The sequence below is a fragment of the [Roseibacterium] beibuensis genome, from assembly GCF_039542305.1.
In the GTDB taxonomy this organism is placed as follows: domain Bacteria; phylum Pseudomonadota; class Alphaproteobacteria; order Rhodobacterales; family Rhodobacteraceae; genus Roseibacterium; species Roseibacterium beibuensis.
The window spans coordinates 237,420-261,885 of record NZ_BAABHW010000002.1; the positions used below are offsets into that span (position 1 = coordinate 237,420).

The following is a 24,466-nucleotide window of genomic DNA, read 5'->3' on the forward strand; positions in this document are numbered from 1 at the left end:
CCTCCCTTTGGTACTGGTGCAGGCGGTCCTCAGGCCGCATGCGGTCGACGCCACATCGCGACCCGGAACCGGTTCGCGACGAAGGCGGCATCTGTCAGGCTGGCATTGCCGGCCGGGTTCGCCCCGGTGACGTGAAAGTCACTGAACGCGGCACTTTGGTTCACGTAGATGTTGCCTGTCAGGTTGACCGACAGGTTCACCCCGGCGCGCGCAAAGACGGCGGCCACGCGGGGGATCCTGTCCTCGTCGGTGTCGTAAAGCGCGGCGGTGATGGCACCCTTGCGCTGTGCCAGATCGGCGGCACGGACCACGCCCGCCTCGGCATCGTCGACCGCAACGACGAATGAGATCGGGCCGAAGCATTCCGCCTCGTGTGCGTCTGTCTCGCCCGCCTCGACCGCCAGGATCAGGGGGCTCGCGCTGCGCCCCTCGCCCAAGGGCTGGCTGTCGCGGATCACGCGGCCAAGGCCGCGGGCCTGCGCGACGCGGTCCAGCGTCGCGGGATTGGCCAAGGTGCCACAAACGCCCGAGGCGCGGGCCGGGTCCGCCAGCAGCGCATCGACGGCGGCCACGATTCCCTGTGCGACCTCGTCAAAGCTCTTGTGGCCAAGGTCGGTGTCGATGCCGCCGCGCGGAACAAAGATGTCTTGCGGCGCGGTACACATCTGGCCGGAATAGAGCGACAGCGAGAAAGCGATATTCGCGCACATGCCGGCGAAATCGTCGGTGCCGGCAATCACGATGCTGTTGACCCCGGCCTCTTCGGTATAGACCTGCGTGTCACGCGCCGCATGACTGCGCACCCAATCGCCAAAGGCGTTCGAGCCGGTGTAGTCGATCATCCGTACGGCCGGGTCCGGCACCAGATCCTGCGTGATCTCGCCCCCCGGCGCGTCGGCGGCCAACAGCACGGCGTCGGCCGGATACCCCGCCTCGGCCAGAACCTCGCGCGCGACGCGGACGGTCAGGGCCAGCGGCAGGATGGCCGATGGGTGCGGCTTGACGATCACGGTATTGCCGGTGGCCAGGCTGGCAAAGAGGCCCGGATAGCTGTTCCAGGTCGGAAAGGTGTTGCAGCCGATGACCAGCGCCACGCCGCGCGGCACGACCTGCCAGTGCTTTTCGATGACCAGCGGCGCCGCCTTGCCCTGCGGCTTCTCCCAAAGGACCATCTCGGGCACGCGGGACATTTCGGCCCAGGCCATCGCCACGGCCTCGAGGCCCCGATCCTGCGCATGCGGCCCACCGGCCTGAAATGCCATCGGAAAGGCCTGCCCGGTCGTGTGCATCACCGCATGGCCCATGAAAAAGCTCATGGCGTTCAGCCGCGTCAGGATTTCAAGGCAGACACCCACCCACGCCTCTGGCCCGGCCTCGGTCCAGGCGGGTGCGGCGGCCTGCGACGCCGCGATCAGCGCGGGCGCATCGGCAGCCGGATAGGTGATATCGAGATCAAACCCCCAGGGCGAGGCCTCGGCCCCGACGCGGCGCTCCTGCGGATGACCGGGCATTTCGAAAGCGGCGCCCAGCGCCGAATCGAACGCCACCTGGCCATCGTCGCGGGCCGTTTCGCCATAAACCTTGCCGCTGGGGATCTCGGGGAACGGCGTCCAGAAACCGCGCGCGACCAGGGCGCGCTGCGCGTCGTCCAATAGCCCCCGATGCTGCTCGAATAACGTGCCCAATGAAGCTCCCCCCTCGTTGGCATGGATTATCATTGACCGGACGGTCGGTCTATGCAAGGTTTTTTTTCAGTGCCTGGAATTGCAGCACCGAGGGAGGGATTTGCGATGACCGAGACCGAAACCGTATTGGCCGAGCTGCAACAGGGCGTGCTGTGCCTGACGCTGAACCGGCCGGACAAGCTGAATTCCTTCAACGAGGAGATGCACCTTGCCCTGCGGGTACAAATCGAGCGCGCGCACGAGGACCCGGCCATCCGGGCGGTGCTGTTGACGGGGGCGGGGCGCGGGTTCTGTGCCGGGCAGGACCTGGGCGATCGCGACCCGCGCAAGGGCGGGCCAGCCCCCGATCTCGGCCATACGCTGGAGACCTTCTACAACCCGACGCTGCGGCTGATTCGCAGCCTCGAAAAGCCGGTGATCTGTGCCGTGAACGGGGTCGCCGCCGGGGCGGGCGCGAATATCGCGCTAGCCTGCGACATCGTTCTGGCCGCGCAATCGGCGCGCTTCATCCAGGCGTTTTCCAAGATCGGCCTGATCCCCGATGCCGGCGGCAGCTGGAGCCTGGCGCGCATCCTGGGCGAGCCGCGCGCCAAGGCGCTGGCGCTGACCGCCGAACCCGTCGATGCCGACACCGCCGCCGCCTGGGGCATGATCTGGAAGGCGCTGCCCGACGACACCCTGATGGACGAGGCCATGGCCCTGGCCAGCCGTCTTGCCGCGGGGCCGACACTGGGGCTTGGCCTGACCAAGCGGCTGATCCAGGCCGCCGCGACCAACACTCTGGATGAACAGCTCGACATGGAACGCGACCTGCAACAGACGGCCGGGCGCAGCGCCGACTATGCCGAGGGGGTCGCGGCCTTCCTCGACAAGCGCAAGCCGGAGTTCAAGGGCGCATGAAGGCCGTCTCCGATATGAGCCCGCAGGAACTGGCCGAGGCCTCGGCCCAGGCCATGTGGAACGATGACAGTGCCAGCCAGCGCCTCGGCATGGTGCTGGACCATGTCGCCCCCGGCGCGGCGACCCTGTCGATGACCATCACGGGCGCGATGTCGAACGGGCATGGCAATTGCCACGGCGGCTACATCTTCACGTTGGCTGACAGCGCCTTTGCCTTTGCCTGCAACAGCTACAATGCCGTGACGGTCGCGCAGCACTGCTCGGTCACCTACCTGCAGCCCGTTCGCATAGGCGACCGGCTGACCGCCACCGCGACCGAGGTGTCGCGCCGCGGCCGGTCGGGCATCTACGATATCCGCATCACCAATCAGGATGGGGCGCATGTGGCCGAGTTTCGCGGCCATTCGCGTACCGTCTCGGGTACGCATCTGCCGGTCTGACCGGCGCCGCATTTCCAAGGGAGGACAGAATGCAAGACCTTACGCCCCGCAGCCAGGATCTCGACCCGATCGAAATCGCCTCGCGCGATGAAATCGAGGCGCTGCAGTTTCACCGCATGAAGCGGTCGCTGAAACATGCCTTCGAGAACTCGCCCTTCTATCGCAACCGCTTCATCGAACATGACGTCCACCCCGAAGAGCTGAAGACGCTGGCCGATATCGCGAAGTTTCCCTTCACCACCAAGCAGGATCTGCGCGACACCTACCCGTTCGGCATGTTCGCCGTGCCGCAGACGAAGCTGGTGCGCATCCACGGCTCGTCGGGGACCACCGGCAAACCTACCGTCGTGGGCTATACCAAGGACGATATCGACCATTGGTCGAACCTGATCGCGCGCTCGATCCGGGCCGCCGGCGGGCGGCCCGGCGACATGCTGCACAATGCCTATGGCTATGGCCTGTTCACCGGGGGGCTTGGCGCGCATTACGGGGCCGAGCGTCTGGGCTGCACCGTCGTGCCGATCTCGGGCGGGATGACCGAACGCCAGGTGACGCTGATCCACGATTTCAAGCCGCGCATCATCATGGTCACGCCCTCCTACATGCTGTCGATCCTGGACGAGTTCCGCCGCCAGGGCCTCGACCCGCGCGAAAGCTCGCTCGAGGTCGGCATTTTCGGGGCCGAGCCCTGGACCAACGCCATGCGCCAGGAAATCGAAGAGGCGTTCAACATGCAGGCGGTCGATATCTACGGCCTGTCCGAGGTGATGGGCCCCGGCGTCGCCCAGGAATGCGTGGAAACCAAGGACGGGCTGCATATCTGGGAAGATCACTTCTACCCCGAGATCATCGACCCCAACACGGGTGAGGTTCTGCCCGATGGCGAGATGGGCGAACTGGTCTTTACAACGCTGACCAAGGAAGGGCTGCCGATGGTGCGCTACCGCACCCGCGACCTGACCCGCCTGATGCCGGGCACGGCCCGCACGATGCGGCGGATCGAGAAGATCACCGGGCGCAGCGACGACATGATCATCCTGCGCGGCGTCAATGTCTTCCCCACCCAGATCGAGGAACAGATCCTGAAATGCGCGGGGCTGACGCCGCATTTCCAGATCGAACTGCGCCGCGACGGGCGGATGGATAACATGACCGTGCATGTCGAATGCGCGCCCAACTTTACCGACGAGGGCGCCCGCGCTGCGTCGGCCAAGGAACTGGCGCATCACATCAAATCGGTGGTCGGCGTCTCGACCCGGATCGACGTGCGCGACCCCGAGGCGATTGCCCGCTCCGAGGGCAAGGCCAAGCGGGTGGTGGACAACCGCCCGAAGAATTGACCGGCCGGTTGGTGACAGAAAGTCATTAACCCAATATGACAATCAGACCGTGCCTGCGGAGACGCAGGCACGATGAGCAGGGGGCGAAAGAGAGCGGCTATGGCGCGAACACGGGCGGATGATTTCGAGGACAAACAGCGCAGCATCCTTCACAACGCGGCTGCGGTCTTTGCCGAACAGGGCATGGACAAGGCTTCGATGTCGTTGATCGCAAAGCAGGCGGGCGTGTCGAAGGCGCTGCTCTACCACTATTACCCCAGCAAGGATGCGCTGATCTTTGCGATCATCCACACGCATCTGCAGGAACTGGACGAAACGATTGCCGGGGCCGATGATGCATCCCTGCCGCCGCGGCAGCGGCTGCGCCGTTTGGTCGGGACGGTGCTGGACTGCTACCGGGGCGCCGATATCGAGCACAAGGTGCAGCTGAACGCGACATCGGCCCTGAACGACGATCAGAAAGCCGCCCTGTTCGCGATCGAGCGACGGATCGTGCGGCGGTTTTCTGCGGTGCTGCGCGACCTGAACCCCGCGCTCGACAGCAAAGAACGCCCCCTGTTGATGCCGGTGACCATGTCGCTGTTCGGGATCATGAACTGGGTCTACATGTGGTTCAAGGATGGCGGCCCGATCACCCGCGAGGATTACGCCGATATCGCGACGACCCTGGTGCTCGAGGGCGTCAAGGCCGTGCGCTGAACCGCGCGCGTTCCACGATCAGCGGATCGTAAACCGGCGCGGTGACCCGGCGGCGGTTTTCCTCGGGCGCGGCCAGCGGCGTGGCCGGGCGCAGCTTGTCGCGCGCCTCCATCGCCAGTTGCTGATAGACGCCGGTGCCCCGGCGTTTCCAGTCGATCTCATCCTCGGTCAACACGCGCACCACCTTGGCGGGTGAACCCACCGCCATGCTGTTGGGCGGGATCTGCGCCCCCGCCCTGACAAAGGCCATCGCCCCGATGATGCTGTTTTCGCCCACCACCGCCTCGTCCATCACCACGGCGTTCATGCCGACCATCGCGTTGCGCCCGATATGGCAGCCATGCAGGACAGCCCCGTGGCCGATATGCCCGGCCTCCTCGACGACGACATCCTTGTCGGGAAAGGAATGCACGACGCAGGTTTCCTGCACGTTCGCCCCCTTTTCCAGGACGATCCGGCCGAAATCGCCGCGCAGCACCGCACCCGGCCCGACATAACACATCGGGCCGATCAGCACGTCGCCGATCACCACCGCCTCGGGGTGAACGAAAGCGGCGGGGTCGATGACCGGCACGATCCCGTCCCAGGCGTAGATGCGGTTCATGCCTGCGGCCATGTCTTGGCGACCATGGTCAGAACGTCATATTGCGCGACCACGGCGCCATCCTGGTTCGTGACCTGGCAATCCCAGCGCACCTCGCCGTGATCGGCGGTCTCGCGGGGATTGATCTCCTTGCAGGTCAGGCGCACCTGTAGCGTGTCACCAAAATAGACCGGCGTCAGAAAGCGCAGATTGTCCACGCCGTAATTGGCCAGAACCGGGCCCGGTGCGGGATCGACGAAGAGACCGGCCGCGAAAGACGCAATCAGGTAGCCATGGGCCACGCGATCGTCGAAGAACGGGTTCGCGGCGGCCGCGTCGCTGTCCATATGGGCGTAGAAGGTATCGCCCGTGAACGCGGCGAAATGCTCGACATCTTCCTGCGTGATCTGGCGGGTGGCGGTGACCAGTTGATCGCCGATCTGCAACTCGGACAGCGGTTTGCGGAACGGGTGCGTGCCCTGCTGCGCCTCGGCCCCGTCGATCCAGCGGCCCGTGACCGCAGACAGCAGACGCGGGGTGCCCTGAACGGCGCTGCGCTGCATGTAGTGCTTGACCCCGCGCATGCCGCCCATCTCCTCGCCCCCGCCGGCGCGGCCCGGCCCGCCATGCACCAGCGGCGCCAGCGGAGAGCCATGGCCGGTCGAGGTCTTGGCCGAGCGGCGATTGCCGATCAGAACCCGGCCATGGAAGGGCGCCATGCCGATCACCATCTCTTCGGCAACCGTCTTGTCATCGGTAAAGACCGACGCCACGAGCGAGCCCTTGCCGCGTCGGGTCAGCTCCACCGCCTCGTCCATCGTGTCATAGGGCATGACGGTCGAGACCGGGCCGAACGCCTCGACATCGTGGACCGCCTGCGCCGCAAAGGGCGTGTCGCAATACAACAGCACCGGGTTCAGGAAGGCACCTTTCTCGGCATTGCCCGACACGATGCGAACATCGTCGGGGTTTCCGGCCACGATCTCGGCATCGGCGCGCAAGGCGGCGATCCGGTCACGCACCTCGACGCGCTGGTCGAGGCTGGCCAAGGGCCCCATGCGGACGCCCTCGTCCGCCGGGTTGCCAAGCGCCGCATTGCCCAGACGCTCGGACAGCGCCGCCACCAGCGCATCGACATGGGCGCGCGGGGCGATCACGCGGCGGATCGCGGTGCATTTCTGGCCCGCCTTGACGGTCATCTCGCGCGCGACCTCCTTGACGAACAGGTCGAACTCCTCGCTGCCCGGCGCGGCATCGGGGCCAAGAACCGAGGCATTCAGGCTGTCGGCCTCCATCGTGAAACGCGCGGCGTTCTCGATGACCGCCGGATGCGTCTTGAGCTTGCGCCCGGTCGCGGCCGAGCCGGTGAAGGTGATCGCGTCCTGCCCGGTGACATGATCCAGCATGTCCCCGGCCGAGCCGCTGACCAGTTGCAGCGCGCCCTCGGGCAGAATGCCGGTGCCGATCATCCGGCGCACCATCAACTCGGTCAGATAGGCGGTCTGCGAGGCGGGCTTGACGATGCAGGGCACGCCGGCCAGCAGGTTCGGCCCGATCTTTTCCAGCATCCCCCAGCAGGGGAAATTGTAGGCGTTGATATGGATCGCGATGCCTTGCAGCGGGGTATAGATATGCTGGCCCGCGAAACTGCCATCCCTGGACAGCGGCTCGACCTCGCCATCGGTCAGGACACGGGCGTTGGGCAATTCGCGCCGCGCCTTGGAGGCAAAGGTCAACAGCGTGCCGATCCCGCCCTCGATATCGATCCAGGCATCGGCACGCGTGGCGCCGGTGGCGAGGCTCTCGGCGTAGAACTCTTCCTTCATGCCCATCAGGGCCTGGCCCAGCGCCTTGAGCATCAGGGCGCGCTCGTGAAAGGTCATCGCGCGCAGCGCCCGCCCGCCCCGGTCGCGGCCCCAGTCCAGCGCGGCCCCGAAATCGAGGCCGGTCGCGTCAATCAGCGCAACGGGATCGCCCGTCGCGGCATCCAGCAGGGGGACCCCGTCCTTCGCGCCGCGGGTCCATTCCCCACAGACATAGCTTTCCAGTCGGCGCGGGGCCCTGGTCGTGATAGTCATCGGGTCTTCCTTTGTTCAGGTCAGGTTCAGCGCCGACAGTTGCGTGTCGAGCCGATCGGTCCAGGCGGCCAGCAGGTCCTCGTTGGGGGTGCGGCGCAGGCCAAAGCGCTTTTGCGTCTCGAACCGCTGCGAGCCGGCAAGCCCGAAACTCGACGCGACGCGCGGCCGCCAATAGGCGATCGACTGCATGGCCTCGGCGCGCCCCTCTTCGGTGGCGGCGATACGGGTCAGCCCCTCGATCCCCAACTCGGCATGGCGGGCCTCGCGCGGGGCGATCTCGCGAAACACCTCGGCCAGCGGCGCATAGGACAGGCGCGTCAACTCGGTCATCTGAACGCCGGTGGCCAGGCCCATCAGCACGTTCATCACAACCGCGTCCGTCCAGCCGATGATCGGGTAGTGAAAGACCGACAGGCGCATATCGCCGCCGGTCCGCATGGTGCCGATCTCGGCATCGCGTGCGACGCGGGCGGCCCAGTCATGCTGTTTCTGATAGCGGCCCGTGTCGGTGCCGAAACTGCCCATCACGTCCAGCACGCGTTCGGCATGGTCGGCCTTTTCCAGCGTGATGCGACTGGCGGAAATGCGTTCCTTGATGCCGGGGGCAAAGTTGATCGATGCGGCGAACCCGGCCGATCCGGCCAGTTCGCTGTCGACGAACGAACCCATCAGCCGCAGCAACTCGCCCCGGTAGCGGGCCGGCACATTCGCCGGCGAGGTCAACACCCCACCCTGTTCAAGGTAGTCTTCGATATTCATCGTGTCGGACATGGGTTCCTCCCTCTCGCGATCATTCGTCGTAGCTGACGACGACCTTGTCGGTCAGCGGGATGGCCTGGCAGCTGAGCGCATAACCCGCGCGCACCTCGTAATCCTCGAGCGCGTGGTTGATCGCCATCTCGACCTCGCCCTCCAGCACCTTGCAGCGGCAGGTCGAACAGACCCCGGCCTTGCAGGAATAGGGCGCGTCCAGATCGTTGGCGAGCGCGGCATCGAGAATGCTCATGTCGCGCGTTTCCATCTGGAAGGTGCGGCTGGCGCCATCCAGCGTCACGGTCGCCTCGGTCGACTCGGCAGTGCCGGTGGCCGTCTTGCTGACCGGGCGGGCCTTGGCGCGGCCCGGCTGGCTCGAGGCGAAGAGCTCGAACTTGATCTGATCGTCGCTGAGGCCGTGGTCGCGCAGCGAGGCCGCGATGGTCAGCATCATCGGCTCAGGCCCGCAGATAAAGGCCGTGTCGACAGATTTGGCGTCGATCCAGCGGTCGAACAGTGCCGTCATCTTTTCGGCGTCGATGCGGCCGGTGAACAGGTCGATCTCCTGCCCCTCGGTTTCCAGCACATGGATCACCGAGAACCGCCCGAGATAGAGGTTCTTGAGATCCTCAAGCTCCTCGCGGAACATGATCGAGCTGACCTGCCGATTGGCATAAACCAGCGTGAATTTCGACTTCGGCTCGCGAGTCAGCACGGTCTTGACGATCGACAGAAGCGGCGTGATGCCCGACCCGCCCGCAAAGCCCAGGTAATGCTTGTCCGCGTCCGGCTCGATCGGGGTGTAGAACTTGCCCATCGGCGGCATTGCGTCCAGCACGGCGCCGGCGGCCAGTTCCTCGTTCGCCCAGGTCGAGAAGGCGCCGCCATCGACGCGCTTGATGCCGACGCGCAGCACGCCCTCATCCTTGCCCGCGCAGATCGAGTAGGAGCGGCGCAGTTCTTCGCCGTCGAAGTCGCGGCGGAAGGTCAGATACTGACCTTGGGTGAAATCGAAGGCCCCGACGTCCTCGGGCCGCGGCCTCAGCGTGACGACAACCGCGTCGCGGGTTTCGCGGCGCACCTCGGTGACCTCGAGGGGATGGAAACGTGCCATGATGCGTTACCTCCGCATCCTCAGATGCATTTGAAATAGTCGAAAGGTTCAAGGCAGTCCTTGCAGCGATAGGATGCCTTGCAGGGGGTGGAGCCGAACTGGCTGACCCGTTCGGTGTTGTTCGATCCGCAATGCGGACAGGCGATCACCAGGTTCGAGGACCCGGACAGCCGGTCGACCCGCGCCATCAGGCGCCCGTCGGCGGCGGTGCCGTCGACCGGCGGGGCAATGCCGTAATCGCGCAGCTTTTCGCGGCCCTCGGCGCTGATCCAGTCCGTCGTCCAGGGCGGCGAAAGCTGCCGCTCCAGCCGCAGCTTCCCGATCCCCTCGTCGCGCAGTTTCCGCTCGATATCGAGGTTGATCACCGTGGTCGCGGGACAGCCCGAATAGGTCGGCGTGACCGTGACCACCAGCGTGTCGCCATCCCAGGCCACGTCGCGGATGATGCCCAGGTCGGTCAGGCTGATGACCGGAATTTCCGGGTCCGGCACCTCTGACAGCCAGCGCCAGACCTGCTCGGTCGAGGGCAGGGTCGACGGATGCATCGCCTTGCCCCCTTACCAGGTCGCGCCGGGATAGGCGCGTTGCAGGAACTGCATGTCGGCCAGGATGTATCCCAGGTGCTCGGTATGGATGCCGCGCTTGCCGCCCTGGTGGACATAGGTGCCCTCGGGGCGCTTGAGCGTCGCCTGTTCCAGCACGTCGTTCACGACCGCGTCCCACCCGGCCCGCAGGCTGTCGGGGGCGGGCGCGATGCCGGCCTCGGCCACGGCCACGTCGCTGTCGTCGGCCACGAACAACTCGCCCGTGTAGGACCAGTTGTCCTCCAGCGACGCTTGCATGCGCTTGTGGCTTTCCTCGGTCCCGTCGCCCAGTCGGATCACCAGATCGGCCGAGCGTTCGAGGTGATAGGCCACTTCCTTGATCGCCTTGGCGGCAATCTCGGCCACGCGCGGATCGGACGAGCGTTGCAGCGCCGTCAGCATCACGTGATGCCAGGCGTCGAACAGGAACTGGCGCATCAGCGTGTTGCCGAAATCGCCGTTCGGGCGTTCGACCAGCAGCACGTTGCGGAATTGCGCGGCGTCGCGCAAATAGGCCAGATTGTCGGCGGTCCGCTCCTGCCCCTCGATCTCGCCGGCCAGGCCCAGCCAAAGCTGTGTCTGACCGATCAGGTCCAGGGCGGTGTTGGCCAGCGCGATGTCTTCCTCCAGCACCGGCGAATGGCCGCACCATTCCGACACCCGGTGCCCGAGGATCAGCGTGTTGTCGCCCATGCGCAGCAGGAACTCGACCAGCGCGGCCTGCAGATCCGGCGTCATCTCGACCGGGGCGGCGGCGCCCTGCCCGGCCGCACGTTCGGCGGCCAGGGCATCGACATTCGGGGTGGTCATATCAGGCAGCGACGGCATCACATATGCCCCACTTCATCGGGAATGTCGTAGAAGGTCGGGTGGCGGTATACCTTGGAGTTCGACGGCTCGAAGAGCGGGCCCTTGTCGGACGGGCTGGAGGCGGTGATATCGCCCGATTTCACCACCCAGATCGACACACCCTCGTTGCGGCGGGTATAGACGTCGCGGGCGTTCTTGATCGCCATTTCGGCGTCGGGCGCGTGCAAGCTGCCGACATGGCGGTGGTTGAGGCCGTGCTGACCTCGGATGAAGATCTCCCAAAGGGGCCATTCGCTGGACATAACTCTCCTCCTCCCGCGAGCGGGTTGCAAAAACTGCGTTTGTCTGGCGGTTCAGGCGCCCCGCGGCGCCTGATCTGGTTTACTCGGCGGCAGGGATCGCCGACCGGCGGCGTGCCTCGGCCTTTTCGGCATGGGCGCTGAGCGCATCGCGGAACCAGGCGCCGTCGTCCCAGGCCTTGACCCGTGCGCCCAGGCGTTCCTTATTGCAGGGGCCGTTGCCCGCGAGCACATCGTAGAATTCCGACCAGTCGGGCTCCGAGAAATCGTAGCAGCCCTTTTCCTCGTTCCACGCAAGGTTGGGGTCGGGGATGGTCAGACCAAGGTAATCGGCCTGCGGCACCGTCTGGTCGACGAATTTCTGGCGCAACTCGTCATTGGTGTTGATCTTGATTTTCCACGCCATCGACTGCGCGGAATGGACCGAGTCCTTGTCCGACGGGCCGAACATCATCAGCGACGGGTACCAGAAGCGGTTCAGCGCATCCTGCGCCATCGCCTTCTGCTCGGGCGTGCCCTGGGCCATCTTCATCATGATGTCGTAGCCCTGCCGCTGGTGGAAGGACTCTTCCTTGCAGATGCGGATCATAGCGCGGCTGTAGGGGCCGTAGCTGGTGCGCTGCAGCGGCACCTGGTTCATGATTGCCGCGCCATCGACCAGCCAGCCGACCGCGCCGATATCGGCCCAGTTCAGCGTCGGGTAGTTGAAGATCGACGAATACTTCATCTTGCCGCTGTGCAGCTTTTCCAACAGCTCGTCGCGGCTGACACCCAGCGTTTCGGCCGCACAGTAGAGGTAGAGGCCATGCCCGGCCTCGTCCTGCACCTTGGCCAGCAGGATCGCCTTGCGCTCGAGCGTGGGGGCGCGGGTGATCCAGTTGCCCTCGGGCAGCTGGCCGACGATCTCGGAATGGGCATGCTGACCGATCTGGCGGATCAGCGTCTTGCGATACCCTTCGGGCATCCATTCCTTGGGCTCGATCTTTTCACCACGGTCCACCCGCTCTTGGAACGCGCGTTCCTCGGGCGTCATCTGGTGATGCTTCTTGATGTCGCTGGCGTCTGTCTTGACCATCTGGGCATACATCTTGGCTATCTCCTGCTCACACGCGTTCCACGATAAGGGCGATCCCCTGCCCCACCCCGATGCACATTGTGCAGAGCGCGTAGCGCCCGCCGGTGCGGTGAAGCTGATACAGCGCCGTCGTCACCAATCGCGCACCGCTCATGCCAAGGGGGTGCCCCATGGCAATGGCGCCGCCGTTCGGGTTCACATGGTCTGCATCGTCCGGCAGACCCAGATCCCGCAGAACGGCCAGCGCCTGGGCTGCGAATGCCTCATTGAGCTCGATCAGGTCCATCTGGTCAAGCGTCATGCCTGCGCGGTCCAGAACCTTGCGCACGGCGGGTGCGGGACCGACGCCCATGATGCGCGGCTCGACCCCGGCGGCGGCCATGGCCACGACCCGTCCCTTGGGCGTCAGGCCCTGGGCGCGCGCCGCCGCCTCCGAGGCGATGACCAACGCACCGGCCCCGTCATTCACGCCCGAGGCATTGCCGGCCGTCACCGTCAGATCGGGTCCGTTCACGCCCCGCAGCTTGGCCAGCGTCTCGACCGTGGTGCCGGGGCGCGGATGCTCGTCGGTATCGACGATCAGCGGCTCGCCCTTGCGTTGTGGCACATGCACGGGAACGATCTCGTCCCCGAACACCCCGGCTTGCTGCGCGGCGGCCCAGCGCGCCTGGCTGCGGGCGGCGAAAGCATCCTGATCGGCGCGGGAAATGCCGAATTGCTCGGCCACGTTGTCGGCGGTCTGCGGCATCGAATGGGTGCCGTAGGCGTCATGCAGTTTCGGGTTCGGAAAGCGCCAGCCGATCGTCGTGTCATAGACCGCGTTGGCGCGGGAAAAGGCGGCCTCGGCCTTGGGCATGACGAAGGGGGCGCGGCTCATGCTTTCGACCCCGCCGGCGATGACCATGTCGCAATCGCCCGCCCGGATCGCCCGCGCGGCCATGCCGACCGCGTCCATGCCCGACCCGCAAAGCCGGTTGATCGTGGTCCCCGGCACGGCAACGGGCATGCCCGCCAGCAACACCGCCATACGGCCGACATTGCGGTTATCCTCGCCCGCCTGGTTGGCGCAGCCATAGATCAGATCGTCGACCTTGGACCAGTCCACCTGCGGGTTGCGCTCCATCAACGCCTTGAGCGGCAGCGCGGCCAGGTCATCGGCCCGGACCGAGGCCAGCGCCCCGCCGTAGCGCCCGATTGGCGTACGCACCGCATCGCAGATGAAAGCATCCGACATTCAGAATTCCTCCCCTTACAGGTCGGGCAAGATCTCACTTTGACCGACCGTTCGGTCACCTTATACACGAGAAAACATCACACACAAAATCTTTTTTCACCGATTTAGTGATGCTTTTGCGCGGCACCGGTCCGGCGCTCAACGGCCCGACAAACCGGGGGTTTACCCAGGGCTTCGTTGCGCCGACAGGGTCGCAAGCCGGCTGCGGGTCTGCACGGTTGCGCCCGGCAACAGGCCCGCCGCGTCGCGAAACGTGGTGCCGACATGCGAATCGGCGGAATCGCTCAAGGCAAGGTAGAGCGACGCGAAAAGCGCCCGCGCCTGCCGGCTGGGCCAGTCCGCCGGCAAGGCCGCGGCGGGCAGGCGCGGGTCGCGCAGGAAGGCCGCGCGGAAATCGTCGACCAGAATGAGACGCGCCACCAGGCTGTCGCGCGGCAACAGGCGCGCGCCCGCCGCGTACATCTGGGCCATGGGCGCGAACCGCGCGATCATGCGTGCATAGGCGTCGGACACATCGTGCAAGTCCCAGTGCTTCACAGCGTAGTCAGGCAGCATCGACACGCCCTTGGCCAGTTGGCTCTGAAACACCAGTCCGGGCGGCAAGGCTTGGTCGGGCCGTGCCGGGCCCAGGCACACCCCCTTAGCGATGGGCGCAAACCCGTCGGGCGCGGGCGTGTCGGGGTTCTCCGGCACGAAAAATACCCAGCCCTCGGCATCGTCGTGCCCCGAGAACAGCACCCGTTCGGCGGCGGCGAACTCGATCCGGGCGCGGTCGGTAAGGCGGTAGTAGCTGCGCCGTCCCACCCGTTCGCCGATCAGCTGGCCAGCCGCCACCAGCCGCGAAACCGCCGTGCGCACCAGCGACTCGCTCAGCCCGGCGGCATTGGCGATCTCGATCAAGGTGCCCATCCACAGGATGCCGCCGCGCGGCACCACGACATCGCCATAGATCGTGACGATGAACCGCGCCGCTCGCGGCGGCTGCGCGACCCACGTGGCCAGCAAGTCCGCCGCCGCATCGCTCGTGTCGAATGTGTCTGACGTCATGTTCGTTGGAATCGCGACCGGCTGTTGTCACCGGAACGTAGAGCAGTTGCGCCCAACGCAAAAGCGCCCTGAGACCTTGGGCAGAGCCGCGCCCGGTCAGCGATTGGGCTGCGGCCAGTCCTCGCCGCTCCGTCGCGGCCCCGTCCAGTTGGGTTGGAGGCCGTGACCTGTCACCGAACTTTCCTCCAGCCGCGACCGGAGCCCGGTTTGTGTTGCTCTGCTCCCCAACGTTGGACCGCCGGAAGCTGGATTTTTCCGGCTCTTTCACGATGACGGGCTGGTGACGCCATCGGGATAATGCATGGCGATCGGGACGTTGTATCCGATCGCGCTATGGGGTCTGTCCTCGTTGTAGTGCCGACGCCAAGGCTCCAACTTTGCCGCGGCGTCCGCAAGCGTCAGAAACCAGTGCGCGTTCAGGCATTCTGCCCGGGATCGGCACATTCACCGGCGAAGAGGCCGCAGCGCTCATTGGATTGGCGCCGGTCGCACACGACAGCGGACCTCTTCGAAGGAAACGAGCCATCGCTGACGGGCGCCGCGCCCTTCGGCACGTGGTGTTCCAAGCCGCCTTGGTCGCTGCACATCACAATCCAAGCCTGAAGCCCTTTGCAAATCGCCTCTGCAAAGCTGGCAAGCCCCATAGGGTCATCACCATCGCTGTCGTCAGAAAGCTGATCACCATAGCGAACGCGTTGTGTAGAAGACGTCAGAAATGGGCGGCTCATACGACCTGGCAGATTCAGTTGCTAGATCCCTTGGCCGCGGGGGCGCGCAAACGCGACGATGATCATCGCGAGGACGGCACCGAGGGCGTTGAAGCAAAGGTCAAGAGCGGTATTGATGTAGCCGCCGACATTGGTGTCTGGAACCATGAGAACAGCCGAGAATTCGATGATCTCGTTGACCGCTCCCAGCCCCATCGAGGCCAGGGCCGGATAAATCAAGGCTGTCGCCGTTCCGCGCGTGTCGGGAAAGTGACGCGTCAACAGGTGATGGAGCACCCACGCGGTGACGCCGAACCCGTAGGCATGCACGAGTTGATCGTATTTCAGAATGAACATGCGTTCATTGTCGACGATCGGAACCAGGTGCAGGTTGTAGAGGACCGAACCGGACACCGGCACACCGCCGCCGGCCATATGGGCCAGTCCCCAGATCGATAGGCCCCAAAGCATGGCCGTCGGATAGTCGGCCTTGCGCAGCGACAATCCCACCAGAAGTATCAAGGCCAACATGGTCGCGACGTAGACAATGAACTCGAAGTTGCCGGTGGACAGGAACCAGATGGTGAAGGCCGCCACGTAGGTGACTGTAAAGCCACCAACTATGATCTCGCTGAGCTTTGGTTTGTTATCCATGGCAGAAACCTACATCGACTTCGGTCAGGAATCATAGCCAGTCGATAGTGACAGCGGCGAAGCCCCATGCTGAGAGGGCAACCTTCGCGTATCCGTCATGGCATTTGGCGGCGGACAGGAACGTCGTGTTTCAAAAGTGGCAATCCGCAACAGTCGTGGAACAGCATGCCGCGATAACATGGCCCAACCCCCGGAAAGCCGATGGCTGCCACCGCTGCCCGAAGCACAGGCTTGCGCCTATGAAGAGGTGTTCGGTCGGCATGCTCCGCTCTCATGGAAGGCCTTGGCGACGACCACAGCGGCTCGCATCTCACCGCCTCTCTTGCGCCCTGCCGACCACCGTTCAGGGAAACTCGCGTCGCGGCGCCAAGGACCACACGATGGTCAAACCCGCGCCGATTGCGCCGAGGGTAAAGACCACCTCCAGCCCGGCGCTGGCCGAGCCCACCAGCGCGGCCTGCGCCTCGGCCGCCGACAGGGTCGATATCTCGAGCAGACCCGTGATGCATTGCGCCGCTGCCCCGCCCGGCACCATCGGGATGCAACCTGCCACGGCCAAGGTCTGACCCGCATGGGGCACCTTCAGGAACCGCTCCCCCAGTATCTCGACCCACAGCGCCACCGCCACCGCTCCGACGAAAGACGCCGCCGTCAGCGACCAGCCGAACTCCAGCCCCGTCGTGCGCACCGCCAGCGCCAATGTCCCCGCCACCGCCGCCCAGACCAAGGTGCCGATCCCGAAGTTGAACATCAGGCCAAAGCCCGCCGCGGCCAGCCCGCCGAACACAGCCTGGTGCAGCAGCGAGGCCGGCGGCGCCAGCAGGCTGTCCAGACCCGGCGCCACGATCATGCGGGCCACTCCCATGCCCACGGTGATGAAGATCAGGATCATCGCCACCGTCACGAAGCGCGCGCTGCCAAGGGTCGGGAACCCCTCCATGATGTCGGTCTGCGCGTTCATCGACGGCACCCCCGGCACCAGCAGCAACACGGCTGCCGTCATGGCGATGCCAAGCGTTTCGCTACCGGCCAGGATGCTGCCCACCCCGGCAATGGCCGAGGCGAGGAAGGCCACGATGGCAATCAGGACGAACACGTTGGTGCCGCGCGCGATCAGCGCCATGCGCACCCCTTGCGCGACCGTGCTCGCCACGAGGATCGGCGCGACCGAGATCCAGTCCGTGCCCAGCAAACGCCCGAACGCTGCGCAAGCCACCCCGGCGGCCACCGCAATGGCGATTTTGCTATAGTGAGGCACCCGGCCCGTCAGACCCGCCAGCCCGGCCGAGACATCCTCGGGCGACATGCCGCCCCGCTCGGCCCGTGTGCAGAGGTCGCGCACCGCGTGGTTCAGGCGCATGTCGACGCGGTGATGCCCGATCGAGATCATACGCGTGATGGTGTTGGCGCCGTGGGTGACCGTCATGGTGATCGAGGCATAGCCGATGCGGCTGTGCGAGGACTCCGCCCCCAGCCCCGCCGCGATCTTCTGCATCCCCGTCTTGACCACCGAGGATTTGGCCCCCGTCTCCATCAACAACCGCCCGACGGCCAGCGCCGCCATCGCGATTTGTTCGAGGTGGCGGTGACGGACGATGACGGGATCGGGGTACTCGGACATGAACTAGCTGTGACGCCCTTTCGCCAGAGCCGCAAGACGATCAATGAGAGCGACAACACGAGACCCTTTGGACCAGTCTCGCAACATTCGCACTGCGGAAACGGCTGGCACCGGATATTCACCTCGAAACCTCTTCAGCTTTCGTCGCGAGGGCGCCAAGCGGCAGCGAAACCGCTCGCCCATCTTCGCGTCGATCATGGGGTTTCACCCCGGCGCGTGAGGTATCTTGCTATCCCATCTTTCTGCGCGGCGATCGAGCGGGCACTGTTTCAACGGTCAGTCTCTCTGGGGTGATGCCAGACGCGTTCTCCGCGTGATGCGGGCCGGCCGGACGCGCCCAGGCTTTGTCCAGGCTTCGCCCACCTGTTTGCCGCCGCGGGCTTCGTTCAGGCCGCCGCTCTGCCTCTGCACCGACCGCCCTACCCCTCGTCCTACTGCTTCCGCGCGGCCTCCAGCCCCAATTCGATGAGCTTGCGGATGGCCTCGGTCTCGCTGTCGATGCGTTTATCGAAGCGGCAGTCACGGATCTGATCGGCCTGGTCCTGGCTCAGGCTGATCAGCTTCTTCACCGGGAACCTGGGCGGACGACTCATCATTTCTTTCCAGCATGCGCTCTTGATGTCGGCCAGACATAATATGTATGCATATTATGTTATGGAAAAGCGGTGCGCCAACACCAACTCACCCTGACCAAGCCAAATCTGTGTGGAGATTCAAATTGGCTGACTATCCCCTTAGGGTCAGGGTTCATAACCAATAGATGACGAGAGCTGCGGGCGCGATGTCAGACAGGACCACCTTGGGGCAGCGGTCAAAACGGGTCGCGGCGCGCCTCCAGTCCTTGAGCCTTTCCGAACAGGAGGTATGTCGCGCCGAACATCACGGTTTGCTCTTCGCCGTGCTCAGCGGCCAAACCTGCCATCTGCGCGTCGCTCAGCCAGAAACGATCGCTCATGTGCCCGCTCCGTTCAGGAGCCGTGAGTCAGGCAGCGCCACAGAAATCAATGCATCCTGACGCTAGGTCTCAGTTATATCCAACAACCTTGCCATGCGCGCACCTAAAATTCATAACCACGCCAAACCAGAAACTGATCCATCAAGGCGGACAACGTAATGGCCAAGGGCACTCAGAGCCTTGATCGCGCGCTGGATATTCTCGAACAGATTGCTGTGCAGAGTCGCGATGGCGTTCGCCTGAACGATCTGGTCAACGACACCAGATTGAGCCGGGCGACACTTCACAGATTGCTGGCTTCCATGGTCGAACGAGGCATCGTCGATCATGATGTGAAGGCACGACGCTATTTCTTGGGCGCCAAGCTGAATCTCTGGGCGATGACGGCCATGCCGTTTTTCGATTTTCGAGATATCTATGCCCCGGCAATATCTGGGCTAGTTGAAAAAACCGGAGACACGGCCTTTCTCACCCGCCGTATCGGTGATGAAAACATCTGCCTTGCACGAGAGTCGGGGAGCTTTCCGGTCAAGGCTTTCGTACTTGAGGTCGGCATGCGCCGTCCACTCGGACTTGGTGCGGGAGGGGTGGCGATCCTTGCCGCCACACGCCCCGCCGAAGCCGACGAAATCCTCGCGCGCAACCGCGAAGCCTTTCTTTCCGCGAATGCTGACCCGGAGGATATTGCCCGCCATGTCGCCGCCGCCCGCGAAACCGGGCATGTGGTTCGCAATATTGGTCATCTGGGCGTGCGTACAGTCGCTATGGCGATTCACGACAGTTCGGGAAAACCTGCAGCCTCACTTAGTGTTTCAACCATCATGGAGCGTATGGCGGGCGCGCATCTAACCATGGTGATCGACGCCCTGGCAGGCGCCACCCAAGCAATCAGCTCCGAACTGGCCAAGCAGCGTCCGCTTAACCCGGCCTGAGCCTTTGCGCGCATCCGGGTCCTAGCCCATGTCAGATGGATTTCGGAAATCCTGAGCGCAGGGCCGCGGTGCTTGAGGTCAGTAGCCCCACATCGCTGCCCACGGCGACGAAGACCGCTCCTTCGGCAATGCACTCCATTGCAAACGACCGGTCCGAGGTTAGCAAACCGGCAGGCTTTCCCACACGGGTGATCGCTCGGATCGCGCTCAGGACCGCCGCGCGAACCTCCGGCGCGCTGGGGTCGCCTAGAAACCCCATGTCGGCCGCCAGATCAGCCGGGCCGATAAACACACCATCGACCCCGGGAACGGCCGCGATCTCAGCCACTTGTGCCAGTGCGCTGCGGCTTTCCACCTGAACGATCAACGCGACCTGATCATTCGCAGTGGCAAGGTAATCGGGAATGCGATTATATCTCGATGCCCGCGCCAGTGCAGCGCCCACTCCGCGGCATCCCATCGGCGGATAGCGGGTGGCGCGAACCAGTTCGGCAGCGGCTTCGGGCGTTTCGACCATGGGCACCAAGACTGTCTGCGCCCCGAGATCAAGCGCCTGCTTGATCATCCAGGTCTCGCCTGCCACCGTGCGCACCACCGGATGGACGTCATAGGCTGCAAGGACCTGCAACTGACTGAGCATGGCGGGAACGTCGTTTGGAGCATGCTCCCCGTCAATTACAAGCCAGTCATAGCCTGCCGTCGCGCAGACTTCTGCTGTCACCGGGCTGGTTAGCCCAAGCCAGAGCCCAATCTGCAATTTCGAGGCTGACAGCGCCGCCTTGAAGCCGTTGAGATGTGCTGTCATCGCGCGCCTCATTCGAAATGCACGCTGACCGTACCCATCGGGCCGAAATCAGCATGGATTGTTGTGTCATTGCCCGTTTCGACCGGGCGGATGAAAGAGCCCGAGAGGACGATCTCGCCCGCTCTGAGTGCTTGGCCCCTGCGGTGCAGATCGCGCGCGAGCCAGGCGATGCCGACAGCCGGGTGGTTTAAAACCCCGGCGGCGAGGCCGGTTTCTTCAATCTGGCCATTGCGTGACACGATCGCCCCGGTCCAGCGCAGATCGTTTTCAGTGGGTTTGCATGGCCGCCCACCCGTCACAATCCCCGCATTGGCTGCATTGTCTGAGATGGTGTCAATCACCGTACGCAATGCTCCGGTCAGCGGATCACGACGGACCACTCGGGTATCGAGAATCTCGATCGCGGGCACGACGCATTCAGTCGCCGCAAAGATGTCCCAGACCTCAAGCGACGGTCCTGCCAGATCGCGCGCGAGGACGAAGGCCAACTCGGCCTCGATCCGAGGTTGGATGAACCGCCCGGCCGGCACCGATCCGCCGTCGTCAAAACGCATATCATCTAGCAGCACGCCTGAATCGGGGGTGTCGATATTCAACGCCTGCTGCATCGCGCGCGACGTCAGACCGATCTTCCATCCAATCCGACTGCGCCCGGCAGCTACCTTGCGAGACACCCATTCGCCCTGAATTGCATAAGCCTCCTGCAACCCGGCATCGGGATGGCGCTGTGAAATCAGCGGGATTTGGTTGCGCTCCCGCTCCGCGGCGTCGAGTTCGTTCGCAAGCTCGGTGATCTGTTGCGACGTCAGGGTCATCGCGCGGCCTCGTCTGCCACCGTATTGCGAAGCAGACCGATTCCCTCTGCCTCAACCTCGATCACGTCGCCAGGCACAAGCCATTTTGGCGGATCGAAGCGTGCCCCCGCGCCAGTGGGCGTGCCGGTCACAATCATATCGCCCGGCATCAGCGTGGTGAATGTCGAGATATAATTGATGAGCCGCCGAAACCCGAACAACATTCGCCCGGTCCTATCGGACTGACGTGTTTCGCCATTGACGCGGGTTTCCAGGCGGATATCGGCGATTTGCGCCTCGCCCGAGAACGGCACCAGCCCCGGCCCCATCGCACCGGAGGCGTCGAAGTTTTTACCCTGTGTCACATTGAACTTCGCATGGCGCAGCCAGTCGCGCACCGAACCTTCGTTGCAAAGGGTCAACGCAGCAACATGCTCAAGGGCCGAAGCTTCAGGGATGTGGCGCCCGGGCTTGCCGATAACGAGTACGATCTCGCCTTCATAATCCAGCTGCGTTGACACGTTCGGCCGGATCAGCGGGCGATCATGTCCAGTAAATGATCGGCGAAAGCGCGGAAACAAGGACGGGTTCGGCGGAGCATCTTTGCCGTCGTTGTATTCTTCGTTGCGGGCGGGATAGTTAACGCCGACGCAGATGATCTTTTCAGGGGTTGTTATTGGCACTTCGAGGCACGCATCGGCGAGTGCAAAATCAGGCGCCATGCGCTCGCCAAGTTGCATCATCTCTTCCAGGGCACCCATCGAAACCGCAGTTTCGAGGCTACTCCAGCGGTGGGAAAACCGGACGGAAAGATCGACGATTCCTGCATCGCTCAGATAGCCGTAGCGCACGCGTCCATCGCGATCTTCCGGCAAGGTAAACGAAGCAAGACAAGCTTGCATTGACATGGGCAAAACTCCTTGGAGGTGGTTTGGCGAAGCGGTCGGACGGCAGGTTCACCCACCCGCGCCATTCTTCGCGTCAGGGTTTTGGGAAGCGCTCCTGCGCAGCCAGCCAACGATGGGGCGCAACATCATCCACGCCAGGATGGCCGCCGTGAGCCCGTGCAGAACGAGACTGGTCGGCGTTTCGAAGAGATAGGTGAAGTCGCCACCCGAGATCAGCATGGCACGGCGGAAATACTGCTCGACCATCGGGCCTAGTACAAAACCGATCAGCATCGGCGCCGGGCTGAACCCCATCACCCGCAGCACATGCCCCAAAAGACCTATCGCAATGACCACCCAGATACTGAAGACTGAGTTCGACAGCCCATAAACTCCGGTGCATATCAACGCTATGATCACCGGAAACAGGAACCGCCGCGGCACCGAGACCAGCTTTGACCAAAGCCCGATCAGCGGAATATTCAGCAACAGAAGCAGAAGGTTACCAACCCAGAAACTGGCGATCAAACCCCAGAACAACTGCGGATTATCGGTCACCAGACGCGGGCCCGGCGCGATACCGTGGATCATCAGCGCGCCCAGGATGATCGCCATGGTCGGCGTGCCGGGTATGCCCAGCGTCATTGTCGGGATAAATGCCGTCTGTGCGGCGGCATTGTTGGCGGCTTCGGGTGCGGAAACACCGCGTTCCGCCCCTTTGCCAAACATCGGATTCTTTCGGTTGAAAGAGCGCTCCAACGAATAGGCCATCAACGATGCAATCGTTGGGCCGGCCCCCGGCAGAGGCCCGAGAAATCCACCAACCGCGCTGCCACGCAGCATAGATGGGATGCATGCCGCCAGTTTGCGCACGTTCTGTATCATGGCCCGCGCCGTAACCGAAACTGCCTTACCGGCCGGCGCGCGGTTGCCAAGGTTGGCGATCACCTCAGGCAAGCCGAACAGCGCCATTGCAACGGCAACGATGCTCAGCCCGTCCAGCAATCCTGCCATGCCGAACGTATATCGCGCCGCGCCGCTGTTGAGGTCCAGCCCGATCGTACCCAGCAACATTCCCAGGAACACCATCGCCAGCCCACGTAGCATCTGCCCCTGCAGCGCTACCGTAGCGGCCACAAGCCCAAGCACTAGTGTCGCGAAGTATTCGGCCGGCCCGAACGACAGAGAAAACTGCATGATCAGGGGCGACAGGGCAATCATTGCCACGATCCCCATGCACCCACCCACGAAGGAGGATACCTGCGTCGTCAGCAGCGCCAGACCGGCATCGCCGCGCTTCGCCATAGGATAGCCGTCGATCGTCGTGATCGCGTTGGAAGCCGTGCCCGGCAGGTTGAGCAGGATTGACGCGATCGAACCGCCGTACTCGGCGCCGTAATAGACCCCGGCCAGCATAATGATGGCGGCGATAGGATCCATGTAGAAAGTCACCGGCAACAGGATGGAAATGGCCGCGATCGCCCCGATCCCCGGCAGCACGCCTACCAAGTTGCCAAGCGTTACCCCTAGCAGGCAATACATGAGGTTCGCAGGGTCGAAAGCCACGGCCAGACCGGAAAGAAAGTCTTGCATCAGACCCCCCGCGGAAAAAGGTCTACCGGCATGCCCAGCCCGCGGCCGAACACGGCCCAGATGGCAACACTAAGCACTAGGCCTACGATCGTTGCCTCAAGGGGGCGCACACGGCCTTCGCCGATTGCCAGGATCACGACCGCCAGAAGCCCGGTGATCAACAGTCCCGCTCGCTCGAGGAGGAACGCGAAGCAGATCAGCGCACCAAGTACCGCAAAAACGCCGCGCCAGCGAAACTCAAGGTCTTGCTCGCCGCCACGCAGGAAGTCGCTCAGCACGATCAACGCGCCCGTCCCAATGGCGAGGCTTGCAAGGGCCATCGGGAACATGCCCGGCCCCATGGAGCGCATCGTGCCCACCGGATAGCCACGTCCAAACCACAGGAAGGCAAGTCCGAGGGCCATGATGCCAAGGCCGGGTGCAATGGTTTTGGCCACCTTCATAGCTAACCTCCGGATTGGATCGAAGTGCAGTTCAGCCGGCACGCATGTAGTCGCGCAGGTTGTTCATTTTGTAACTGTATCGACCGTCGATCTCGCTCAGTTCCATCGCCACGGCCAGTGGTTGTCGGTCGGCGAGGGGCTTGAGATGGTGCGACACCCGCTCGAAGATCGCATCGGTGGCCGCCTTGATCGTTTCGTTCGTGCGCCCCTCTCCAATCCTGAGTGCAATGTGGATAAAGGCATTCGCGGGGGTCAGGTCGCCGATCATACAATTGACCACCGGCTGTATGCGGATCCGCACCCCGGCAACTGGAAAAATGCCGGTCTGCAGCATGGCGTCATAAAGGCACTTGCCCAGGTCCTGGAGTTCGGGCGTTTCCTCAATATTGACTGAGTATTCGATCCATGCGTGCGGCATTGTTCGCCTCCTTGCT

General features: G+C 64.1%; 26 protein-coding genes and 3 pseudogenes. 6 read left to right on the forward strand and 23 right to left on the reverse strand.

Going from position 1 to position 24,466, the window contains the following annotated elements; all coding sequences use genetic code 11:
* Positions 1 to 29 precede the first annotated feature (29 nt).
* Positions 30 to 1,685 carry a phenylacetic acid degradation protein PaaN gene (gene paaN / locus ABD923_RS07585; RefSeq protein ID WP_259550074.1) on the reverse strand — a complete coding sequence of 552 codons (1,656 nt, stop codon included), beginning with the start codon at positions 1,683 to 1,685 and terminating at the stop codon, positions 30 to 32.
* Positions 1,686 to 1,790: 105 nt separating this feature from the next.
* Between paaN and paaG the strand changes: the two genes are divergently transcribed.
* The 4 genes from paaG (at position 1,791) to ABD923_RS07605 (ending at position 5,064) form a co-directional block, all read left to right on the forward strand.
* Positions 1,791 to 2,585 carry a 2-(1,2-epoxy-1,2-dihydrophenyl)acetyl-CoA isomerase PaaG gene (gene paaG / locus ABD923_RS07590; RefSeq protein WP_259550075.1) on the forward strand — a complete coding sequence of 265 codons (795 nt, stop codon included), beginning with the start codon at positions 1,791 to 1,793 and terminating at the stop codon, positions 2,583 to 2,585.
* A gap of 14 nt (positions 2,586 to 2,599) precedes the next feature.
* Positions 2,600 to 3,025 carry a hydroxyphenylacetyl-CoA thioesterase PaaI gene (paaI, locus tag ABD923_RS07595; protein WP_259550550.1) on the forward strand — a complete coding sequence of 142 codons (426 nt, stop codon included), beginning with the start codon at positions 2,600 to 2,602 and terminating at the stop codon, positions 3,023 to 3,025.
* Positions 3,026 to 3,054: 29 nt separating this feature from the next.
* Complete coding sequence (paaK, locus tag ABD923_RS07600; protein WP_259550076.1) at positions 3,055 to 4,365, forward strand: phenylacetate--CoA ligase PaaK; 1,311 nt, start codon at positions 3,055 to 3,057, stop codon at positions 4,363 to 4,365.
* 99 nt (positions 4,366 to 4,464) lie between these two features.
* Positions 4,465 to 5,064 (forward strand): TetR/AcrR family transcriptional regulator, encoded by a 600-nt coding sequence (locus ABD923_RS07605; protein ID WP_259550077.1) that lies wholly within the window; start codon positions 4,465 to 4,467, stop codon positions 5,062 to 5,064.
* Here ABD923_RS07605 and ABD923_RS07610 read toward each other — a convergent pair.
* From ABD923_RS07610 to ABD923_RS07660, 11 genes and pseudogenes are all read right to left on the reverse strand, one after another.
* A complete protein-coding gene (locus tag ABD923_RS07610) occupies positions 5,048 to 5,668 on the reverse strand; it encodes an acyltransferase (RefSeq protein ID WP_259550078.1) in 621 nt (206 codons plus the stop codon). The genes ABD923_RS07605 and ABD923_RS07610 overlap by 17 nt on opposite strands.
* Positions 5,665 to 7,725 carry a phenylacetic acid degradation bifunctional protein PaaZ gene (gene paaZ / locus ABD923_RS07615; protein ID WP_259550079.1) on the reverse strand — a complete coding sequence of 687 codons (2,061 nt, stop codon included), beginning with the start codon at positions 7,723 to 7,725 and terminating at the stop codon, positions 5,665 to 5,667. The genes ABD923_RS07610 and paaZ overlap by 4 nt, the downstream gene beginning before the upstream one ends.
* 15 nt (positions 7,726 to 7,740) lie before the next feature.
* On the reverse strand, positions 7,741 to 8,496 hold the full coding sequence (locus ABD923_RS07620; protein ID WP_259550080.1) for a Phenylacetic acid catabolic protein: 756 nt from the start codon (positions 8,494 to 8,496) through the stop codon (positions 7,741 to 7,743).
* A gap of 19 nt (positions 8,497 to 8,515) precedes the next feature.
* A complete protein-coding gene (paaE, locus tag ABD923_RS07625) occupies positions 8,516 to 9,592 on the reverse strand; it encodes a 1,2-phenylacetyl-CoA epoxidase subunit PaaE (RefSeq protein WP_259550081.1) in 1,077 nt (358 codons plus the stop codon).
* Positions 9,593 to 9,612: 20 nt separating this feature from the next.
* Entirely contained in the window at positions 9,613 to 10,137 is a 525-nt protein-coding gene (paaD, locus tag ABD923_RS07630) for a 1,2-phenylacetyl-CoA epoxidase subunit PaaD (protein WP_259550083.1), read from the reverse strand.
* Between the two features lie 12 nt (positions 10,138 to 10,149).
* Positions 10,150 to 11,004 (reverse strand): 1,2-phenylacetyl-CoA epoxidase subunit PaaC, encoded by an 855-nt coding sequence (paaC, locus tag ABD923_RS07635; RefSeq protein WP_259550084.1) that lies wholly within the window; start codon positions 11,002 to 11,004, stop codon positions 10,150 to 10,152.
* Positions 11,004 to 11,288 carry a 1,2-phenylacetyl-CoA epoxidase subunit PaaB gene (gene paaB, locus ABD923_RS07640; RefSeq protein WP_025312458.1) on the reverse strand — a complete coding sequence of 95 codons (285 nt, stop codon included), beginning with the start codon at positions 11,286 to 11,288 and terminating at the stop codon, positions 11,004 to 11,006. Before paaB ends, paaC begins: the two co-directional genes overlap by 1 nt.
* Positions 11,289 to 11,367: 79 nt before the next feature.
* Complete coding sequence (gene paaA, locus ABD923_RS07645; protein ID WP_259550088.1) at positions 11,368 to 12,372, reverse strand: 1,2-phenylacetyl-CoA epoxidase subunit PaaA; 1,005 nt, start codon at positions 12,370 to 12,372, stop codon at positions 11,368 to 11,370.
* A gap of 16 nt (positions 12,373 to 12,388) precedes the next feature.
* Complete coding sequence (gene pcaF / locus ABD923_RS07650) at positions 12,389 to 13,594, reverse strand: 3-oxoadipyl-CoA thiolase (RefSeq protein ID WP_259550089.1); 1,206 nt, start codon at positions 13,592 to 13,594, stop codon at positions 12,389 to 12,391.
* A gap of 162 nt (positions 13,595 to 13,756) precedes the next feature.
* Positions 13,757 to 14,641, reverse strand: a complete 885-nt coding sequence (locus ABD923_RS07655; RefSeq protein WP_259550090.1) for a PaaX family transcriptional regulator C-terminal domain-containing protein — start codon at positions 14,639 to 14,641, stop codon at positions 13,757 to 13,759.
* Positions 14,642 to 14,905: 264 nt separating this feature from the next.
* Positions 14,906 to 15,079 (reverse strand): annotated as a pseudogene (locus tag ABD923_RS07660) (integrase core domain-containing protein); the annotation flags it as partial.
* Between the two features lie 38 nt (positions 15,080 to 15,117).
* On the opposite strand from ABD923_RS07660, the pseudogene ABD923_RS19130 reads away from it, so the two are divergent.
* Positions 15,118 to 15,192 (forward strand): annotated as a pseudogene (locus tag ABD923_RS19130) (hypothetical protein); the annotation flags it as partial.
* Between the two features lie 198 nt (positions 15,193 to 15,390).
* On the opposite strand, the gene ABD923_RS07670 reads toward ABD923_RS19130, so the two are convergent.
* From ABD923_RS07670 to ABD923_RS07690, 5 genes and pseudogenes are all read right to left on the reverse strand, one after another.
* Positions 15,391 to 16,002 carry a DUF2238 domain-containing protein gene (locus ABD923_RS07670; RefSeq protein WP_259550091.1) on the reverse strand — a complete coding sequence of 204 codons (612 nt, stop codon included), beginning with the start codon at positions 16,000 to 16,002 and terminating at the stop codon, positions 15,391 to 15,393.
* 343 nt (positions 16,003 to 16,345) lie between these two features.
* Complete coding sequence (locus tag ABD923_RS07675) at positions 16,346 to 17,623, reverse strand: threonine/serine exporter family protein (RefSeq protein WP_259550092.1); 1,278 nt, start codon at positions 17,621 to 17,623, stop codon at positions 16,346 to 16,348.
* 431 nt (positions 17,624 to 18,054) lie between these two features.
* Complete coding sequence (locus ABD923_RS07680) at positions 18,055 to 18,192, reverse strand: hypothetical protein (RefSeq protein WP_345229452.1); 138 nt, start codon at positions 18,190 to 18,192, stop codon at positions 18,055 to 18,057.
* A 178-nt stretch (positions 18,193 to 18,370) separates the two neighbouring features.
* A pseudogene (locus ABD923_RS07685) lies at positions 18,371 to 18,472 on the reverse strand (IS5/IS1182 family transposase); the annotation flags it as partial.
* Positions 18,435 to 18,578 carry a hypothetical protein gene (locus tag ABD923_RS07690; RefSeq protein ID WP_259550094.1) on the reverse strand — a complete coding sequence of 48 codons (144 nt, stop codon included), beginning with the start codon at positions 18,576 to 18,578 and terminating at the stop codon, positions 18,435 to 18,437. The gene ABD923_RS07690 and the pseudogene ABD923_RS07685, both read right to left, overlap by 38 nt.
* A 158-nt stretch (positions 18,579 to 18,736) precedes the next feature.
* Between ABD923_RS07690 and ABD923_RS07695 the strand changes: the two genes are divergently transcribed.
* Complete coding sequence (locus tag ABD923_RS07695; protein WP_259550095.1) at positions 18,737 to 19,510, forward strand: IclR family transcriptional regulator; 774 nt, start codon at positions 18,737 to 18,739, stop codon at positions 19,508 to 19,510.
* 31 nt (positions 19,511 to 19,541) lie between these two features.
* On the opposite strand, the gene hpaI is transcribed toward ABD923_RS07695, so the two are convergent.
* From hpaI to ABD923_RS07725, 6 genes are read right to left on the reverse strand one after another with little or no spacing between them, the layout of a single operon-like run.
* The gene (gene hpaI, locus ABD923_RS07700; protein ID WP_259550096.1) at positions 19,542 to 20,315 is read right to left on the reverse strand and encodes a 4-hydroxy-2-oxoheptanedioate aldolase; all 774 of its coding nucleotides are present in this window, start codon (positions 20,313 to 20,315) and stop codon (positions 19,542 to 19,544) included.
* Between the two features lie 8 nt (positions 20,316 to 20,323).
* Complete coding sequence (hpaH, locus tag ABD923_RS07705; protein ID WP_259550097.1) at positions 20,324 to 21,130, reverse strand: 2-oxo-hept-4-ene-1,7-dioate hydratase; 807 nt, start codon at positions 21,128 to 21,130, stop codon at positions 20,324 to 20,326.
* A complete protein-coding gene (locus tag ABD923_RS07710) occupies positions 21,127 to 22,017 on the reverse strand; it encodes a fumarylacetoacetate hydrolase family protein (protein WP_405048308.1) in 891 nt (296 codons plus the stop codon). The genes hpaH and ABD923_RS07710 overlap by 4 nt, the downstream gene beginning before the upstream one ends.
* A 48-nt stretch (positions 22,018 to 22,065) precedes the next feature.
* Positions 22,066 to 23,589, reverse strand: coding sequence for a tripartite tricarboxylate transporter permease (locus ABD923_RS07715; protein ID WP_259550098.1), 1,524 nt, complete (start codon positions 23,587 to 23,589; stop codon positions 22,066 to 22,068).
* Positions 23,589 to 24,032, reverse strand: coding sequence for a tripartite tricarboxylate transporter TctB family protein (locus tag ABD923_RS07720; RefSeq protein ID WP_259550099.1), 444 nt, complete (start codon positions 24,030 to 24,032; stop codon positions 23,589 to 23,591). Before ABD923_RS07720 ends, ABD923_RS07715 begins: the two co-directional genes overlap by 1 nt.
* Positions 24,033 to 24,063: 31 nt before the next feature.
* Positions 24,064 to 24,450, reverse strand: a complete 387-nt coding sequence (locus ABD923_RS07725; protein WP_259550100.1) for a 5-carboxymethyl-2-hydroxymuconate Delta-isomerase — start codon at positions 24,448 to 24,450, stop codon at positions 24,064 to 24,066.
* Positions 24,451 to 24,466: the final 16 nt, after the last annotated feature.